This is a genomic window from Bacillus sp. 007/AIA-02/001 (assembly GCF_004634455.1).
GTDB lineage: Bacteria > Bacillota > Bacilli > Bacillales > Bacillaceae_G > Bacillus_A > Bacillus_A cereus.
In genome coordinates this window covers 1,002,729-1,021,688 of sequence record NZ_SEIY01000001.1, presented here as the reverse complement: position 1 = coordinate 1,021,688, position 18,960 = coordinate 1,002,729, and the positions used below count along the sequence as shown (strand labels likewise).

Sequence of the window (18,960 nt, the reverse complement as noted above, 5' to 3'; positions counted from 1 at the left end):
CAAGGTGTTCAAGGTAACACAGGCGCTACTGGTGCCACTGGACCTCAAGGTGTTCAAGGTAACACGGGTGCTACTGGCGCTACTGGACCTCAAGGTGTTCAAGGTAACACAGGCGCTACTGGTGCCACTGGACCTCAAGGTGTTCAAGGTAACACAGGCGCTACTGGTGCCACTGGACCTCAAGGTGTTCAAGGTAACACGGGTGCTACTGGTGCCACTGGACCTCAAGGTGCTCAAGGTAACACGGGTGCTACTGGTGCCACTGGACCTCAAGGTGTTCAAGGTAACACAGGCGCTACCGGGCCTCAAGGCATTCAAGGACCAACGGGTGCTACCGGCGCTACTGGCATAGGAGTTACTGGACCTACTGGACCTTCTGGTGGACCTACCGGACCTACTGGGCCTACTGGACCTAGCTTCCCTATAGCAACAATTGTTGTAACAAACAATATTCAGCAAACAGTACTGCAATTTAATAATTTTATTTTTAGTACTGCAATTAACGTAAACAATATTATCTTCAACGGCACAGATACAGTTACTGTTATTAACGGTGGTATTTATGTAATTAGCGTATCCATTTCTACAACTGCGCCAGGATGCGCTCCACTCGGAGTAGGAATTTCAATTAATGGAGCAGTCGCAACTGATAATTTCTCTTCAAATTTAATAGGCGACTCACTTTCATTTACTACAATAGAAACATTAGCAGCTGGTGCAAGAATCTCTGTCCAATCTACACTTAATGAGATTACGATCCCTGCAACAGGAAATACTAACATCCGCCTTACTGTATTTAGAATCGCTTAAATTTCACTATATATTGTTTATGACAAATAAAAAAAGAGCGAGGAAACTCGCTCTTTTTTGTTATGTACAATAATTCATTACTATTCTAATTCAATTGAAACATTTTTTTGTGGTACAAATGTAGAAATTGCATGTTTATAAATAAGCTGTTGCTTACCTTCTGTTTCCAGCAGGACTGTAAAATTATCAAATCCTTTAATTAGTCCACGAAGCTGGAAACCATTTAATAAGTACAGCGTAACAAACGTATTTTCTTTACGGAGTTGATTTAAAAACTGATCTTGAATATTGATTGATTGCTTCATGTCGAATCCTCCTCTTTTTCTCTACTTACTATTATTCGACTTTACTTGTAACTTTCCTTCTATGTATCGTAAAATTTCTGACGTTTTTTCACCGTTTGTAACATCAAACCACGTGACATCCATTTTATTACGGAACCACGTTAATTGACGCTTTGCATAACGACGCGAATTCGTCTTTAATTGTGATACCGCATCTTCTAAAGAAACTCGATTCTCAAAATAATCATAGATTTCTTTATATCCAATCGCTTGAATAGATTGACAATCTCGTATCCCTCTATTATACAGCCCTTCTACTTCCTCTAATAGGCCTTGTTCCATCATCAAATCCACTCGTAAGTTAATGCGATCGTATAGCATTTCTCGATCCATTGTCAAGCCAATTAATGAAACATCATAGAGTAACTCTTTTTCTTGTTTCTCAATTTGTTCACTCATTTTTTCACCCGACGTGTGGAAAATTTCTAACGCCCGAATGACACGTCGTACATTATTTGCGTGAATACGCTCCGCACTTTCTGGATCTACTTCTTGCAATTTTTTATGTACATATTCCACACCGCGTTCTAAAGCTAACTTTTCCATTTGCTCTCGGTATATCACATCACCAGCATCATCTGTAAACTGATAATCGAATAAAACAGATTGTATATAAAGACCGGTCCCACCAACTATAATTGGTAATTTACCACGTTCTGTAATTTCTCGAATATGCTTGCGAACACGTTCTTGAAATTCCGCGACAGAAAATGAATCTTCCGGATTTTTTATATCGATCATATAATGTGGAATTCCGTCCATCTCTGCTTTTGTTACCTTTGCAGTTCCAATATCCATCGTTCGATAGATCTGCATGGAATCACCACTAATAATTTCACCGTTCAACGCTTTGGCAAGATTGATACTTAACTTCGTCTTTCCAACAGCAGTTGGTCCAATGATGACAGCAACTTTTTCACGTTGCACTTCTCCCATATCATTCAACTCTCTTTATGTAATATACTCCATCTATTGATTATACCCAATCTTACCAATTTTAACGGCATGATTGCAAGTTCTTTCATTTCGGTACATGAAATTATACAGAAAAAAGAACATAGTTTGTCCAATTCTGCATATACATGATAAAAATAGTTTCGAGAGGATGAGTTAACTATGAAACAATCCACCATCAATTTTTCATCTTTGACAAAAGACCTCATTTTAGCTACTTCTATAAAAGAACAAAATTGTTCACAAGAGGAATTATACTTCGCCCTAAATTGTTTACTACGGGCTTTTCATTCTACCCTCCATGAAACAACATTACATCCAGAAAATAAAAATACAGAATATATACAAACGCAATTTTGCAGTGCATATAAAATTATTACAGGTAAAACTATTTATCCATTTCAATAATCCATAAAAAGCGGCTGCTTACATAATTTCAAGCAACCGCTTTTTATATTAATATCGATAACCTATTGTATAACTTTCACTTTTACAGATTTGCGCCCCCAGCTATTAGCACTACCATCTGAACCGACTAATACATCAATACGATTTCCTTTAATCGCACCACCAGTGTCTCCAGCAATCGCTTCTCCATATCCTTCTACCCATACTTTTGATCCAAGCGGAATTACTTTCGGATCAACAGCAATTACTTTCATATTTGGATTTGCTGTTAAATCATGCCCCATTGCAGTTAATACACGACCACCATACGAACCATTCTCACTCGGATCTGCTGTATATGCCGTCGCTTCTACTGTAATTTCACGACCACCAGTAGGCGCACTTGTTTCAGTAGATTTTGCAACTGGTTTTGCAGCCGGTTTTTCTTTTACCACAGGTTTACTTGATTCTACATTCTTAATAGAATCGTTACTCTTAACAGACTCTTTATTCTTAACTACTGTATTATTTTTAACCGGCGTATTTGTTCTAGCTGGCGCTTCTTCTTGAGCTACAACCTCTTTCTTTTCGATTACAGGTGCTGTTCCTGTTAAAAATGGCACGTGAACATATCCAACTTTTCCATTGTAGTCGAATTGTAACCATTCATTTTGAACTTGATTCGTCGTTTCAATCACATCATTTTTATTAAGTTTACCTAAAATTTCAGAATCAGTATTCGCTCCAGCACGAACATTTAATACGCCCGCCGTTACATAATATGTGCTCTTTGTAAAATCGGCACTTACAAACGCTTCCTTACCGTTCAACTTAATTTTTGTCCATCCATTTTCTGTATTTATAACATCTAGTGTATTCCCACTTAACACTTTACCTACAAGCTTTGACTCTACATTTGGGTTTTCTCTAACATTTAATACGTCTGTTGTTACAATTGTTTCCGCTTTAGCAGAACCCGCAAAAATCCCAAGACCAAAAACTGCTGCTGTTGCTATACCTAATAATTTTTTCATGAATAGCCTCCATTTGCTTTGTTTTCGTATTTTCATTATAGCAACAGATTTTTAGAATTTTTAGAAATCACACAATTACAAAGCATTCGTAATATACGATTAACGAGTTGTAACATAAATTTCCATATTAATAAAATGTATTTCTCATACAATCTCCAGTGGTTTTCATATATTTTTCATATACGAGCACAAGAACTTTTTTCCAGAAAAAATTACAGTGTTACTTTTTTGTTACAAAAAATTCACAATTCGTTACATCTTTTACCAAAAAACATCAATATTTAATTGTTAACCTATTTTTTTGTAATAAAAAGAGAGCAGCTACTAAAAGCTGCTCTCTTTTCATTTGTTATTGAACTTTCTTTTTCCAAACACCTAGCATAATAGCCGAGACAATCGTTCCAATTAATATAGAGAAAATATATAGTAACGGTTTATTTACTAACGCTATTACAAATAATCCACCATGCGGTGCTGGTAATGTAATTTGGAATAACATAGATAACGCACCTGCAATACTTGAACCAACAACACAACTTACAATTACTCGAACCGGATCTGCAGCTGCAAACGGAATCGCACCTTCTGTAATGAACGATGCTCCCATAATATAATTTGTTAAACCAGATTTACGTTCCGCTTCTGTAAACTTTGATTTAAAGAATGTAGTTGCAAATGCAATCGCAAGTGGCGGTACCATACCACCAGCCATAACTGCTGAGTGCACTCCAAAATTCTGTGCTTCTATTGCAGCAATACCAAACGTAAACGCCGCTTTATTAATTGGACCACCCATATCAATTGCCATCATACCACCTAAAATAAGACCTAGTAATATAGCATTCGTACCGTTTAAACCATTTAACCACCCTGTCAACATTTCATTTAATGCTACTACAGGCGGAATCACTGCTTTTTGCATTACAACTCCTGTAATCAATAATCCAAAGACTGGATATAACAAAACAGGTTTAATTCCTTCTAATTGTACTGGTAGTCCTGAAAATAATCTTTTCAACCCTAAAACAACATATCCAGCTAAGAAACCAGCAATTAATCCACCTAAAAAGCCAGCATTCGCATTCGCCGCTAAAAATCCACCTACAACACCAGGCATAAAACCAGGACGATCAGCAATAGAACTTGCAATAAATCCAGCTAAAATTGGTACAAGGAATAAAAACGCACCTGTTTTTCCTCCACCAATTGACATGAACAATTCAGCTAAAGGACCTTCCGCCTTTATACCACCAAACGAAAACGCTAGCGCTATTAAAATCCCGCCGCCAACAACGAACGGAAGCATATTACTTACGCCATTCATTAAATGCTTATAAATTCCTAATCCTTTTTCTTTTTCCGTACTTTCTGCCTTTCCATCTTCTTTTACACCTTTAAAGATTGGTGCATCTTGCTTTACAGCTCGATTAAGAAGTGTTTCCGTTTTTCTAATCCCATCAGCGACTGGTACTTGAATGACATGTTTACCAGCAAAACGATTCATTTCTACTTGTTTATCCGCCGCAACAATAATAGCTGTTGCACGTTCAATATCCTCTTTCGTTAAACCGTTTTTAATACCTGTCGATCCGTTTGTTTCAACTTTAATCGCTATTCCTAACTCTGTCGCTTTTGCTTTTAAGCTATCCGCTGCCATATATGTGTGAGCGATTCCAGTTGGACAAGCTGTAACAGCAAGTACGTACGGTTCATTTACTTCTGGTTTTGCGACTTCAATCTCTTCTTCTTTTTCATTCTCTTTTTCATCAAATAGTTGAAGAAGCTCACTTTCATCCTTTGCTTCTAATAGTTGCTTGCGAAATCCTTCATCCATTAATAATGTCGATAAACGAGACAACGTTTCTAAATGAGTATTATTCGCTCCTTCACTTGCAGCAATCATAAAGAATAAGTGTGCTGGCTGTCCGTCAAGCGACTCATAATTGATACCGCTTACACTTCTACCAAAACAAATCGATGGTTGTTTAACAGCCTTTGTCTTCGCATGAGGTATTGCAATACCTTCCCCTATTCCAGTCGTACTTTGGGACTCCCGCTTTAAAATAGCTTCTTTAAATTCCATTTTACTATTTAAACGATTTGCCCCATTTAATTTCTCAACTAATTCATCTATGACAGCTTCTTTATTTGAAGCTGTCAAATCCATAATGACTGTATCTCTTTTTAATAGTTCTGTAATTTTCATATGTTGCTTCCCCCCTATCGCTTAGCTACAATTACTTGCGACAATAATTCTTCTACTTTTTCCTTCTTACATAAATCAGCTGAAAATGCTGTTGCACTCCCTGTTGCAACGCCGTATTGAAATGCCTTTTCAATATCTTTTGTCTGTTCATATTTGCCTACAAACCCTGCAACAAGAGAATCTCCGGCCCCAACTGAATTAATTACAACACCTTTTGGAACAGTCGCTTCATATATACCTTCTGCCGTAAATAATAAAGCTCCCTCTCCAGCCATCGATACGATAACGTGTTTTATACCTTGTTCAATTAATTTTCTTCCATAAGGTAAAACGTCCTCTACTGTTGAAAGCTCCACTCCAAACAACTCACCAAGTTCATGATGGTTTGGCTTAATTAAAAATGGCTTATTTTTAATTACATGCTGCAGTGCACTTCCACTCGCATCGACTACTACTCGAATACCTTTTTCAGCTCCGAGCGCTGCGATTGATTCATAAAAGGTAGTTGGGATAGATGCAGGTACACTTCCAGCTAGCACAACGCAATCTCCCTGCTTCATACTTTCGATTTGTTTCATTAATTGTTCAAATTGCTCATTTGTCACATTAGGACCTTGCCCATTTAATTCTGTCTCTTCTTGCCCTTTTATTTTCACATTAATTCGGGAATCTCCGTCTACTTGGATGAAGTTTGTCATTACGCCTTCCGCCTGTAATACACCTTTAATAAATTGACCGGTGAATCCACCAGTAAATCCAAGTGCTATATTTTCCACACCTAAACGATGGAGAACGCGAGAAACATTAATCCCTTTTCCTCCAGGAAACTTCATATCTTTCTCTGCTCGATTGACTGCGCCTAAATCAAAGGAATTAACTTGTACTACATAATCAATAGATGGGTTTAAAGTAACTGTATAGATCATTGTTTATCAGCCTCAATTACATTGGTTTGTCTTTTATATTTTTCTAAATCAATTTCTAAATGGTTTGTAATAATATTTGCTTCTTCAACATTTGCAATTTTCGCAAATGCAACTTCTGAAAACTTACTTTCATCAATTAAGAAATATCCTTCGTTTGCTAATGTTAATGCCATTTGTTTTAAGAGCGCTTCTTCTGGATCTGGCGTTGTAAAGCCAAGCTGTTCATGTACACCATTTGCACCTAAAAAACATTTATCAAAACGATACTTCTGCATACTTTCCTGTGCCATAGCACCGATTAAAGCTTTCGTCCTACTCTTCATCATTCCACCTAGTAAATACGCACGAATATTATTTTCAACTAAAGCTTCAATATGCATAAGTCCATTCGTAACGACAGTCACATCTTTATTTATTAAAAATGGAATCATTTCAAATGTTGTACTTCCTGCATCTAAATAAATACAATCACCTTGTTCAATAACGCTAGCCGCATAATTAGCAATTTGTTGTTTTATTTGAATGTTTTTGGATGATTTTTCAACCATCGTTGGTTCTTGCCCTTTTCCTGTTAAAACAGCAGCACCACCATGAACTCTTTTTAATAACCTTTGCTTTTCCAATTGTGCTAAATCACGGCGAATTGTCGACTCAGAGCTTTCTGTTCTTTCAACTAATTGCTGTAATTTTACAACTTTCTGTTCTTTTACAAGTTGCAATATCATTTGATGACGTTCAGGAGTTAACATTTTATTCACCTCTTCTTTGATTACAGTATAATGAAAACGGTCACAAAAATCAACCACAAACAATCAAAAATAATCAAAAACAACCATAAACATTTATAAACAGCAAAAAGAAACCTATTCGATTAAACAATCAAATAGGTTTCTTTTCTAAATTCACTTATAAAGAAGCTTTATATATACTTAAAACATCATCTTTATTTAATTTTTTAAAGTTACCAAATTCACCATACGCCATCGCTTTATTAGCCATTATATCAATTTCATTTTCTCCAATACCGTAATCAGCTAATGTTGCTGGCGCTTCAATTGAAGTCCAAAATTGACGCAGTGCCTTAATTCCTTCTAAAGCCACTTCTTTATCTGTTTTGCCATCTGTTTCTATATCAAATACACGAATAGCGAACTGTTTAAAACGACTTACATTTTCCTCTACAACATGTTTCATCCAGTTCGGGAATAAAATCGCAAGGCCACCCCCGTGTGGTATATCATGAACAGCAGAAACTGCATGCTCAATATTATGAGTCGCCCAATCTCCTTTTACTCCCATCGCTAAAATGCCGTTTAACGCCATAGTACCACAATATAAAATAGTTTCTCTATGCTCATAATTTTCTAAATCACTTAAAAGCTTAGGTGCTGTCTCAATTACTGTTTTTAAAACAGCTTCACAATAACGATCTTGTAGTTCTGTATTCGTTCCATGATGGAAATATTGTTCTAATACGTGCGACATAATATCTACCATACCGTAAATTGTTTGATCTTTCGGTACAGAAGTAGTATGAACTGGATCTAAAATTGAAAACTGCGGGAAAGTAACTGGGCTACCCCATCCATACTTTTCATTCGTTTCCCAGTTTGTAATTACCGAGCCTGCATTCATTTCAGATCCTGTTGCTGCAAGAGTAAGTACAGTACCAAATGGTAATGCCTCATTAGCAAATGTTTTTTTCGTTACAATATCCCATACATCTCCATCGTACTTACTACCAGCTGCAATTGCCTTCGTACAGTCGATCACACTTCCTCCACCAACTGCTAAAATAAATTCAACACCATTTTCTTTACAAATTTGAATCCCTTTCTTTACAGTTGATACACGTGGATTCGGTTCAACACCTGTCAATTCAAATACTTCTGCATTTATATCCTTTAAAATAGAAATTACATTATCATAAATACCGTTTCTTTTAATGCTGCCTCCCCCGTATACGAGAAGAACTTTTTTACCGAACTGTGGAATTTCAGTTTTTAACTGCTCTAATTGACCTTTACCGAAAATAAGTTTCGTTGGATTACGAAATACAAAATTTTGCATATTCCTTTACCATCCCTTCTATATGAAAAGCAACTATACTTTTGTATACCATATTTTTTTCATTTCACAAAAATATTTGCTTAATAAAAAAATCCCAGCCTACAGGCTGAGATTTTTTATTGGTAATAAGGTGAGATCATTAAGTAAACAATAACACCAGATAAACTTACATATAACCAAATCGGCATCGTCCAACGTACAATTTTACGATGACGTGTTAATTGATTTGTAAAACCAAATACAAGTGCAAACAATGCAAGCGGTACAATAATTGCCGCCAGGATAATATGTGTAATTAAAATGATGAAATACACATATTTAATGAATCCTTCTCCGCCAAAATGTGTTGCTGGTGCTAAGTAATGATAAGATAAATAAGAAACACAAAATAGCAACGTCGTTGTAAATGCTGCCAGGATGAAACCACGGTGCATTTTCACATTCTTCTTAATAATAGAGTATAGAGCTGCTAATAAGAATACGAACGTAAAGCTATTAAAAATTGCATTTAACATTGGTAAAATTGTTACATCAAAATGTAATTCTCCTTCATAGCCAACAGGTCCAAAGAACAAAAATAAAATAATCGCATTTACAATTACAGAAAGCGTTATCACAATAGGAGCATAGCTTTTCTGATTTGTTGATTGATCCACCAAAATGGTCACTCCCTCTTCCTTCAAATATGTATACGTAACCTCACTATTTTAACATACTATTCACAGTGTAAATGTGACAATAGTTTGACACAGCAAGATAAGACAAAGAAAAAATCCTTCTTAATAAAACTTCTTAAGAAGGATTTTATCGCTTTATTATTCAAATAGCAACGCGATTAGTTTTTGTTAAAAAATGTATCGCTATATGCTTGAAAAATTTCAGACACTTGATATCCCATTAAAGAAATTGCTGTTAATGAAAAGAAACCAATCATAAGAAATCGAAACCACATATAAATCTCCTCCTTGTATTTAGCTTAAAAAACATTCGCTATATTACAAGTTGAGTGGCACTCTTCATCGTCACTTTCCTTTTTCCTTACAATTGCTGTAATAAATCGAATCATAAAGAAAATAACAAAAGGAATTTGTTCGTAATTCACATTGGCATAGTTTAGCAACGGCTCGCGCTGCATATCGAACGGGGATGAGAAGGAATAGAACATACCTTGCTCTTCCATATATACAATTACAATTTTCATGCAAAATACGATTCCTAGAAACGAAACAATATCTTGCCATTCTGTCGTATATAACAGGTTATACAGCTCTAATACGTACTCTTCCATTATCATCCCCCCTTCCTTTTTTACCATTTTGCTCGCCTTCGTATAAAAAGTCAAGAAAAAAGTTTATATCCACTATGACAATAGTAATTACTTGTTTCTATGATTATATATGATTCTTTTATAGCAATGACTGGGTGTAACTCTCTTCGAAAATTAGAAAATTAGAATCGAACAGATTCCTCATTCTTACTTTTAGGATTCAAAACTGTGCTATTTTTATTTCTATTAAAAATAAAATAAGAAAGTATGATAAGAACAGTAACAAACATTGTTAAAAGTGCTTGTGAACGTAAAGTATCAATTGCGAACATCGCAACTAAAACTGCTATAATAGCAACAATTGTAACATACGTTACATACGGAAAAAGCCACATTTTCACTTTCAAATTTTGTTGTTCCACTTTCCCCATTTTTTTACGCATCTTTAAATGCGAAACTGCAATAACGAGATAAACTAGTAACGCAATCCCGCCAGAAGCATTCACTAAAAACAAAAAGACTTTATCTGGAGAAATGTAACTAAACACAACGCCAATATAAGCGAAGAAAGTTCCAAATAAAACGGCCCGAACTGGAACACCACTACTGTTCAATTTCAAAAACGCCTTTGGAGCATCTCCTCTTTCTGCCATCGAAAAAAGCATTCTTGAGTTTGTATATAAACCCGAATTTAAACAAGAGAGTACAGCTGTTAAAACGATAAAATTCATAATTTGTGCCGCAGCTGGTATTCCTATATGTTCCAATACAGCTACAAATGGACTTTTTAATATGTTTGCTGAATTCCATGGCAGTAGCGTAACAACTACCGCTATAGACCCAATAAAAAATACAAGAATACGCCAAATCACACTGTTTGTTGCTGTTTTTACTGCTTTTACAGGTTCTGCAGATTCACCTGCGGCTACCGCTACAATTTCTGATCCCATAAATGAAAATATAACGACAGTAATTCCAAGCAGTACCGAACTTATACCGTTTGGCATAAATCCACCTTGTCCAATTAAATTCGAAGTGCCGGGTGCTTCTGTTCCTGGAACAAATCCTAAAATAACAGCAAGACCTAGACAAAGGAACAAAACAATACTTATTACTTTAATAAAAGAAAACCAATATTCAAACTCTCCAAATGATTTCACCGAAAAAACGTTCGTCAGCGTTAATAAAATTGTTAATATTAAACTTAATAACCAAAGCGGTATTTGTGGAATCCAATATTGGATAATACCAGCACCTGCTGTGGCTTCTATTGCAATAACAATTACCCAAAAAAACCAGTATAACCAGCCTATTGTATAACCCGCCCAAGGACCAATCGCTTCTCTTGCATACGTTGCAAATGAACCACTTGTCGGATTAACAGCTGCCATTTCTCCTAGCATTCTCATGACGAAAATGACTAGAAGTCCTGCTAATGCATATGAAACGATAGAACCTGGTCCTGCCGAATGTACAACTGCACCACTTCCAACAAACAAACCAGCCCCTATTACACCGCCAATTGAAATCATTGTAATGTGGCGTATTTTGAGGTCTTTCTTTAGATTTTTATCCAAATCTTGTACATCCCCTTCCAAACTAAATTTTGAAATTTATGTAAGAGTACTGTGCGAAAGATTTTGTCCTATACTTTAAAATATATCAAAATATTCTGAATTCAACAATTAAAATTCAACCTCCTTCAAAAATTATTACATTAGGTTTAATACTTTCCCATACACAATTGTTGAGAAAATTATAGTCCCTTTACAAAAGAAAGAATTTTCAGATATTATTAAATAAACAAGATTATACATCTAGACAACTTTTTGTATAGGAGTGTTGATATGTTAAACAAGTTCAAATTTTTTTGTTGTATTTTAGTAATGTTCTTACTTCTACCGTTATCCCCTTTCCAAGCACAAGCAGCAAACAATTTAGGTTCAAAATTACTCGTTGGATACTGGCATAATTTTGATAACGGTACTGGCATTATTAAATTAAAAGACGTTTCACCAAAATGGGATGTAATCAATGTATCTTTTGGTGAAACTGGTGGTGATCGTTCCACTGTTGAATTTTCTCCTGTGTATGGTACAGATGCAGAATTCAAATCAGATATTTCTTATTTAAAAAGTAAAGGAAAGAAAGTAGTTCTTTCAATAGGTGGACAAAATGGGGTCGTTTTACTTCCTGACAATGCCGCTAAGGATCGTTTTATTAATTCCATACAATCTCTGATCGATAAATACGGTTTTGACGGAATAGATATTGACCTTGAATCAGGTATTTACTTAAACGGAAATGACACTAACTTCAAAAACCCAACTACCCCTCAAATCGTAAATCTTATTTCAGCTATTCGAACAATCTCAGATCATTATGGTCCAGATTTTCTATTAAGCATGGCCCCTGAAACAGCTTATGTTCAAGGCGGATATAGCGCATATGGAAGCATATGGGGTGCATATTTACCAATTATTTACGGAGTGAAAGATAAACTAACATACATTCACGTTCAACACTACAACGCTGGTAGCGGGATTGGAATGGACGGTAATAACTACAATCAAGGTACTGCAGACTACGAGGTCGCTATGGCAGATATGCTCTTACATGGTTTTCCTGTAGGTGGTAATGCAAATAACATTTTCCCAGCTCTTCGTTCAGATCAAGTCATGATTGGGCTTCCAGCAGCACCAGCGGCAGCTCCAAGTGGTGGATACATTTCGCCAACTGAAATGAAAAAAGCTTTAAATTATATCATTAAAGGAGTTCCATTCGGAGGAAAGTATAAACTTTCTAACCAGAGTGGCTATCCTGCATTCCGCGGCCTAATGTCTTGGTCTATTAATTGGGATGCAAAAAACAACTTTGAATTCTCTAGTAACTATAGAACATATTTTGATGGTCTTTCCTTGCAAAAATAACAAAGTAAAACTATAATTAGCCCTCATCAATCGGACATTTATGGGCAATCAATGCAGGATAAAAACAACAATAGGTCCCTTTATAGGTCCTATTGTTGTTTTTTACTTATGAAAATTACTTTGTCACATCTAAAGTTTTAAGAAACTCTTTTCCATCGACCAACATCGCACGTTCCTTGGAATCATATTGTTAAATATTCTAGTTACTATTTTGCTTCAACACAAAAATTGAAAGTTCAGGTACACTACAAAATCTAACAGGCATCCTAGTAGTCCCAATGCCACGATTTACATATAAATATAACGGCTTACTCTTCCCCTCTACTTCATACATACCTTCAACGTAGTGCTCAGCTAGTTTGGTAGTAATTAACGGACCTACAAAAGGAATTTGGACTTGTCCTCCGTGACTATGTCCTGACAGTTGAAGATCAACTGGGTAACGATTTATTTTGGTTACAACATCCGGCTCATGTACTAATAACATGTTGAAATCATTTTGTTTCAAATTTTTTAAAGTTGAATCTATTTGCGGCTTCCCTAATAGAAAATCATCCAAACCTGATATTATAATATATTTGCCGTTTTCCACTTTAATTTTCTGCACTTCATTTACTAATACAGAAAAACCAGCTTCTTCCATATATTTTTTGTAAAATAAACTACCGCCCCCGCCCCTATCATGATTCCCAAACACAGCATATTTCCCTAAGGGAGCGTAAATTTTCTGCAAAATAACCTTCGCTTCTTCTCTTTCCGCACTATAAGACCCAAATTTATCTATTAAATCTCCGGTAAAAACTACTATATCTGGATGTAATTCATTCATCTTCTCCACTAAATGTTCAAGTTGTTTCAGTGTAAACTCTGGTCCTAAATGTACATCTGAAAACTGCAATATTTTTTTATTATTAAACTCTTTAGGAATTGTAGAAGCTTCTATTTCATTCCACGTAACTGTTACTAGTTTTCGTTCTATTTCTGTCGCATAATAATACAAACTTACTGGTATCATTAATATACTTATAAAACTAATAATAAATATCTTTACGATTGATTTTTTTCGTTCTTTTTTTACATGATTCGTATTCATGTTTTCACCTCTAGAAACACTTTAAATCCTTATTGTTACATTCATGTGACAACATGAACAATGTTATCAATATGTAATTCCCTCTCTATTCACTTTGACAATTTTATACAGAAGTCATAACATATTTTTATAATACATAGATTTTCGAAATTTTTTCTATTCATTCCATCATTTTATTACGGAGGGGTTATTCATGTCTGTATTTACACCAGAAGAAATTACGGAACTTGCTGCTAATTCCGGAAGAAAAAAAGCTCATTTATCATTACTCCCTATGTTAATTCTCGGTTTTTTTGGCGGTGCTTTTATAGCATTAGGGTATTTACTCGATATTCATGTTATTGGAACAATGCCAAAGGCTTGGGGATCATTTACTAGTTTTCTAGGCGCTGCTGTATTCCCTATTGGCCTTATTCTCGTTATTCTTGCAGGCGGTGAACTAGTAACTGGTAACATGATGACAGTTTCTATGGCCTGGCTTCAAAAGAAAATTACTTTATTTTATTTCATACGAAATTTAGTTATTGTTACATTTAGCAATTTCATAGGGGCTGTATTTGTAGCCTACTTTTTCGGTCATATCGTTGGCTTAACTGAAGGAGCTTTTTTAGCAAAAACTATTTCTATCGCTCAAGCGAAACTACAAGATACACCATTGCAAGCATTTATTTCTGCAATCGGATGTAATTGGCTCGTTTGTTTAGCTGTTTGGCTCAGTATGGGAAGTAAAGAATTTATCGGAAAGATTATCGGTATTTGGTTCCCGGTTATGACTTTTGTTGCGATTGGATTTCAACACGTTGTAGCCAATATGTTTGTCATCCCAGCCGCCATTTTTGCCGGTCATTTCACTTGGGCTGAATATTTTCCAAACTTTATTTTTGTTTTCTTTGGAAATTTAGTAGGAGGTATGTTATTTGTAGCACTACCTTACTTCATATCTTATAATAAGAAACTACCTGCTCATCAAGAGAAGACTGAAATGAAGAACAAATCTCTGTCCGCTTAAATGGAATGTCTATAAAGTGCCCTAAAAAATATTACAAATTTCATTTTTTTTGCGAATATATGTACGTACACTTGTTCTCGAATGTTTTATACGTTATAATAACAACTTAAATAGCATTATTTACATATGAGGTGAAAAACATGAACAAAACAGAATTAATTAAAAACGTAGCACAAAATGCTGAGATTTCTCAAAAAGAAGCTACTGTAGTTGTACAAACTGTAGTAGAATCAATCACTAACACTTTAGCTGCTGGTGAAAAAGTACAACTTATCGGATTCGGTACATTCGAAGTTCGTGAAAGAGCTGCTCGTACAGGCCGTAACCCACAAACTGGTGAAGAAATGCAAATCGCAGCTTCTAAAGTACCTGCTTTCAAAGCTGGTAAAGAACTAAAAGAAGCTGTAAAATAATGAAAAATATCCTTCTCATTTATGAGAAGGATATTTTTTTCATAATATAATTAATAAAAATCTGACCATTATGTTGTTTCTTTTGTTCTTTTATGCAAATAAAACCTTTACTTTCAAAAAAAGGTTTTGCGGTAATGCTCGCCTCTGTATATATCTCCCTATGCCCTAGGTTCACTGCTTCTTTTTCTAACTTCTGTAGTATGTATGAAGCGACTCTTTTCCCTTGATAATCTTTATGCGTAAATAAACGATCTACGTAACGATCATCGTTATAATCCCCAAACCCCACAATCACACCTTTATGATCCGCTACATAGCTAATATTCTTTTCTAAAGACTGTAACCAATTTTCTCTATCTAGTCGCTCCGGTGCCCACGCCTGTAGCTGTAACTCATTATAATCTTTTGCATTAACCGTATGAACTGTTTCATAGAACAATTGTAATACTTGATCTAAATCTTCTTTCTGGAATGTTCTAATTATAATATCTTTTAACATATATAAGTCTCCTTACGAAACTACCTCTTAACTTTTCTACTACATACGATTCTATATTTCTGCTTTATTATATCGTTTTAATTTCTATACGAACAAAAAAACAATACTTATTCAAAGTATTGTTTTTTAATTCTATTCAATTACTTAATGTAGCTCTTTAAGATTTTAATTTAACTCTTTGTAATCGTAATGCATTTAATACAACGGATACAGAACTAAATGCCATCGCTGCTCCAGCAACCCAAGGGGCTAAGAAACCTAATGCCGCAATTGGAATTCCTAACGCGTTATAAGCTAATGCCCAGAATAAATTTTGTTTAATATTTCTTATTGTCATTTTACTCATAAAGATCGCATCAGCAATACTATTTAAGTCACCGCGGATTAACGTTATATCCGCTGCTTCCATCGCTACATCCGTTCCCGTTCCAATTGCCATACCAATGTTCGCTGTAGCAAGAGCAGGAGCATCATTTATCCCGTCTCCAACCATCGCTACTTTCTTACCATTTGCTTGCAGTTTTTTCACTTCTTCTGCTTTTCCTTCTGGCAATACTTCTGCAATTACGTGATCAATACCAACTTGCTTTGCAATTGCCTGAGCAGTTTGTGTATTATCTCCTGTAATCATCACAACGTCTAGACCCATTTTTTTCAGTCTTGCGATAGCTGCTTTTGAAGTATCTTTTACAGTATCTGCAACGGCAACTATACCAGCATATTCTTTATCGATTGCAATAAGCATTGCTGTTTTTCCTTCTCGTTCTAGCGCTTCCATTGATTTAGAAACTTCTTCAATATCAATATTGAATTTCTTCATTAATCGACGTGTACCAATTAATAAGTGTTTTCCTTCTACAACTGATTCGATACCAAATCCCGGAATCGCTTCAAACGTTTCTGAACTTGGGATATCAATTTTCTTTTCTTTAATTCCTTCTACAATCGCTTCTGCAAGTGGATGTTCAGAATTTCTTTCTGCTGCCCCTACTAATCTAAGCAGTTCATTTTCATTGAATCCATCTGCTACAATTACATCTGTTAACACCGGCTTCCCATTTGTCACTGTACCCGTTTTATCTAAAATAACCGTATCTAATCGGTGCGTTGCTTCTAAATGCTCTCCACCTTTAAATAAAATACCATACTCTGCTGATCTTCCTGATCCTGCCATAATAGATGTAGGCGTTGCAAGACCTAATGCACATGGACAAGCGATAACAAGTACTGCTATCATTTTCTCAAGTGCTCCGCCAAAATCACCAGGTGTAACAAATATCATCCATACTGCAAATGTGATAATCGCAATCACAACTACAACCGGTACGAAAATACCTGAAATTTGATCTGCTACCCTTTGAATAGGAGCTTTTGAACCTTGTGCCTCTTCTACTACTTTAATAATTTGAGCTAATGCAGTATCTCTTCCTACTTTAGTTGCTTTCACTTTTAAAAATCCATTTTTATTTATTGTCGAACCTATTACTACATCCCCAATTGACTTATCAACAGGAATACTTTCACCCGTTAACATCGATTCATCAATTGCTGACTTTCCTTCTACAATCTCACCATCTACTGGTATTTTTTCACCAGGCTTTACATAGACGATATCACCAGCTACTACTTCTTCAATCAAAATTTTTATTTCTGTTCCATCTCGCACAACTGTAGCTGTCTTCGCTTGTAAACCCATCAATTTTTTAATTGCTTCTGATGAGCGCCCTTTTGCTTTCGCTTCAAATAATTTACCTAAAATAATTAATGTAATAAGTACCGCACTCGTTTCAAAATATAAATCTGTCATATGTTTCGAAGAACCAATAGATTGAATACTTAAATATACACTATAGAAATACGCGGCCGACGTTCCAAGCGCCACGAGAACATCCATATTCGCACTTTTATTACGTAACGCTTTATAAGCTCCAACATAAAACTGTCCACCAATGATAAATTGAACAGGGGTTGCAAGTGCTAGTTGCACCCAAGGGTTCATTAACATATCCGGTAAATAAATAAACGACGTAAATGAGAAATGACTAACCATTGCCCACAATAATGGGAAAGATAAAATAAACGAAATAATAAACTTCTTCTTTTGTCTTTCAATTTCTTGTAATCGATGATCAGTTGATGCATCTTGATCATCTGGTTTCACTTCTAATTTATATCCTAGCTTCGTAATCGCACTCTTCATTTCATTTACATTAACTTCATCAGGATTAAAGTCTACTGTAGCTGATTCTAAAGCAAAATTTACTGTCGCTTTGTTCACACCATCTAACTTATTTAAACGCTTTTCAACTCTATTTGCACATGCTGCACATGTCATTCCTGAAACAGTAAATTCAGCTTTATCACTTACAATTCCATATCCTAACGATTCAACTTTTTCTTTAAACTGTTGCGGATCTGTTTTAGTTGGATCGTACATTATTTTTGTTTTTTCAAGTGCAAAATTTACATTCGCCTCATGAACACCTTCTACTTTTTTTAGACCTTTTTCAATTCTATTTGCACATGCCGCACATGTCATTCCTGATATTTGAAGATTGGCCTCTTTTTTTTCATTCATATCTCTCACCTCTATATACCCTTATGAGGTATAATTATTAGCAAAATAAATCGTACTTCATTTAAAGTACGATTTATTTCCATATCTAAAAATAATTATTGAACATCGTATCCTTGGTCTTCGATTACAGCAACGATATCTTTTAATGTTACGGCAGACGAGTCGATAGTAACTTCAACAGTTCCTTCTGCTAATTGAACCTTCACTTGTTCAACACCGTTTAGCTCTTTCACACTGCTTTCGATAGCATTTACACAATGTCCACAAGACATACCTTCAACTTGTAATGTTAACTGTTCCATTTAAAATCCTCCTCTTGTTTCTTCATTCTTTGTTAATCACAATTACATCTTACCATACCCCCCTAAGGTAATCAATGGTTTTGTATCATGATTTTTCAATTATTTTCTAAAAGTTTATTTTACACACACTTTTTCACA

19 protein-coding genes are annotated in these 18,960 nt (G+C 35.3%); 5 read left to right on the top strand and 14 right to left on the bottom strand.

The window, feature by feature from the left end:
• Positions 1-810 (top strand): Gly-Xaa-Xaa repeat protein (locus ES895_RS05440; protein WP_135238181.1); only part of this gene is annotated, 810 nt, incomplete at its 5' end.
• An 80-nt stretch (positions 811-890) separates the two neighbouring features.
• Here ES895_RS05440 and hfq read toward each other — a convergent pair.
• Entirely contained in the window at positions 891-1,115 is a 225-nt protein-coding gene (gene hfq, locus ES895_RS05435; RefSeq protein WP_000813896.1) for an RNA chaperone Hfq, read from the bottom strand.
• A gap of 21 nt (positions 1,116-1,136) precedes the next feature.
• Positions 1,137-2,090: a tRNA (adenosine(37)-N6)-dimethylallyltransferase MiaA gene (miaA, locus tag ES895_RS05430; protein WP_000504957.1), complete on the bottom strand. Its 954-nt coding sequence runs from the start codon at positions 2,088-2,090 to the stop codon at positions 1,137-1,139.
• Positions 2,091-2,270: 180 nt separating this feature from the next.
• Here miaA and ES895_RS05425 point away from each other — a divergent pair, with 180 nt between their 5' ends.
• Positions 2,271-2,516 carry a hypothetical protein gene (locus ES895_RS05425; protein ID WP_000814426.1) on the top strand — a complete coding sequence of 82 codons (246 nt, stop codon included), beginning with the start codon at positions 2,271-2,273 and terminating at the stop codon, positions 2,514-2,516.
• 62 nt (positions 2,517-2,578) lie between these two features.
• Here ES895_RS05425 and entD read toward each other — a convergent pair whose 3' ends face one another.
• The 8 genes from entD to gabP all read right to left on the bottom strand — a co-directional run bounded on the left by entD (position 2,579) and on the right by gabP (position 11,575).
• The gene (gene entD, locus ES895_RS05420; RefSeq protein WP_000734613.1) at positions 2,579-3,529 is read right to left on the bottom strand and encodes a cell wall-binding protein EntD; all 951 of its coding nucleotides are present in this window, start codon (positions 3,527-3,529) and stop codon (positions 2,579-2,581) included.
• Positions 3,530-3,878: 349 nt separating this feature from the next.
• Entirely contained in the window at positions 3,879-5,735 is a 1,857-nt protein-coding gene (locus tag ES895_RS05415) for a PTS fructose transporter subunit IIABC (protein WP_000704599.1), read from the bottom strand.
• Positions 5,736-5,749: 14 nt separating this feature from the next.
• On the bottom strand, positions 5,750-6,661 hold the full coding sequence (pfkB, locus tag ES895_RS05410; protein WP_000640830.1) for a 1-phosphofructokinase: 912 nt from the start codon (positions 6,659-6,661) through the stop codon (positions 5,750-5,752).
• A complete protein-coding gene (locus tag ES895_RS05405) occupies positions 6,658-7,410 on the bottom strand; it encodes a DeoR/GlpR family DNA-binding transcription regulator (protein ID WP_000957286.1) in 753 nt (250 codons plus the stop codon). The genes pfkB and ES895_RS05405 overlap by 4 nt, the downstream gene beginning before the upstream one ends.
• Before the next feature lie 157 nt (positions 7,411-7,567).
• The gene (locus tag ES895_RS05400) at positions 7,568-8,731 is read right to left on the bottom strand and encodes an iron-containing alcohol dehydrogenase (RefSeq protein ID WP_001179092.1); all 1,164 of its coding nucleotides are present in this window, start codon (positions 8,729-8,731) and stop codon (positions 7,568-7,570) included.
• 116 nt (positions 8,732-8,847) lie between these two features.
• Positions 8,848-9,390, bottom strand: coding sequence for a DUF420 domain-containing protein (locus ES895_RS05395; protein WP_000228314.1), 543 nt, complete (start codon positions 9,388-9,390; stop codon positions 8,848-8,850).
• Between the two features lie 317 nt (positions 9,391-9,707).
• Positions 9,708-10,046, bottom strand: a complete 339-nt coding sequence (locus tag ES895_RS05390; protein ID WP_002005644.1) for a hypothetical protein — start codon at positions 10,044-10,046, stop codon at positions 9,708-9,710.
• A 134-nt stretch (positions 10,047-10,180) separates the two neighbouring features.
• Positions 10,181-11,575: a GABA permease gene (gene gabP, locus ES895_RS05385; protein WP_000360110.1), complete on the bottom strand. Its 1,395-nt coding sequence runs from the start codon at positions 11,573-11,575 to the stop codon at positions 10,181-10,183.
• Between the two features lie 270 nt (positions 11,576-11,845).
• Between gabP and ES895_RS05375 the strand changes: the two genes are divergently transcribed.
• Positions 11,846-12,928 carry a chitinase gene (locus tag ES895_RS05375; RefSeq protein WP_000932440.1) on the top strand — a complete coding sequence of 361 codons (1,083 nt, stop codon included), beginning with the start codon at positions 11,846-11,848 and terminating at the stop codon, positions 12,926-12,928.
• A gap of 199 nt (positions 12,929-13,127) precedes the next feature.
• Here the strand turns inward: ES895_RS05375 and ES895_RS05370 are convergent, their stop codons facing one another.
• Positions 13,128-14,021 carry a metallophosphoesterase gene (locus ES895_RS05370; RefSeq protein WP_001095345.1) on the bottom strand — a complete coding sequence of 298 codons (894 nt, stop codon included), beginning with the start codon at positions 14,019-14,021 and terminating at the stop codon, positions 13,128-13,130.
• Between the two features lie 193 nt (positions 14,022-14,214).
• On the opposite strand from ES895_RS05370, the gene ES895_RS05365 reads away from it, so the two are divergent.
• Both ES895_RS05365 and ES895_RS05360 read left to right on the top strand, forming a co-directional pair.
• A complete protein-coding gene (locus ES895_RS05365) occupies positions 14,215-15,030 on the top strand; it encodes a formate/nitrite transporter family protein (protein ID WP_000110530.1) in 816 nt (271 codons plus the stop codon).
• A gap of 140 nt (positions 15,031-15,170) precedes the next feature.
• On the top strand, positions 15,171-15,443 hold the full coding sequence (locus tag ES895_RS05360; protein ID WP_001043904.1) for an HU family DNA-binding protein: 273 nt from the start codon (positions 15,171-15,173) through the stop codon (positions 15,441-15,443).
• Between the two features lie 19 nt (positions 15,444-15,462).
• On the opposite strand, the gene ES895_RS05355 is transcribed toward ES895_RS05360, so the two are convergent.
• The 3 genes from ES895_RS05355 to copZ all read right to left on the bottom strand — a co-directional run bounded on the left by ES895_RS05355 (position 15,463) and on the right by copZ (position 18,822).
• Positions 15,463-15,942, bottom strand: coding sequence for a GNAT family N-acetyltransferase (locus ES895_RS05355; protein WP_135238180.1), 480 nt, complete (start codon positions 15,940-15,942; stop codon positions 15,463-15,465).
• A gap of 157 nt (positions 15,943-16,099) precedes the next feature.
• Positions 16,100-18,520, bottom strand: a complete 2,421-nt coding sequence (locus ES895_RS05350) for a heavy metal translocating P-type ATPase (RefSeq protein ID WP_098207293.1) — start codon at positions 18,518-18,520, stop codon at positions 16,100-16,102.
• A 95-nt stretch (positions 18,521-18,615) separates the two neighbouring features.
• Positions 18,616-18,822 carry a copper chaperone CopZ gene (gene copZ / locus ES895_RS05345; protein WP_000436973.1) on the bottom strand — a complete coding sequence of 69 codons (207 nt, stop codon included), beginning with the start codon at positions 18,820-18,822 and terminating at the stop codon, positions 18,616-18,618.
• Positions 18,823-18,960: the final 138 nt, after the last annotated feature.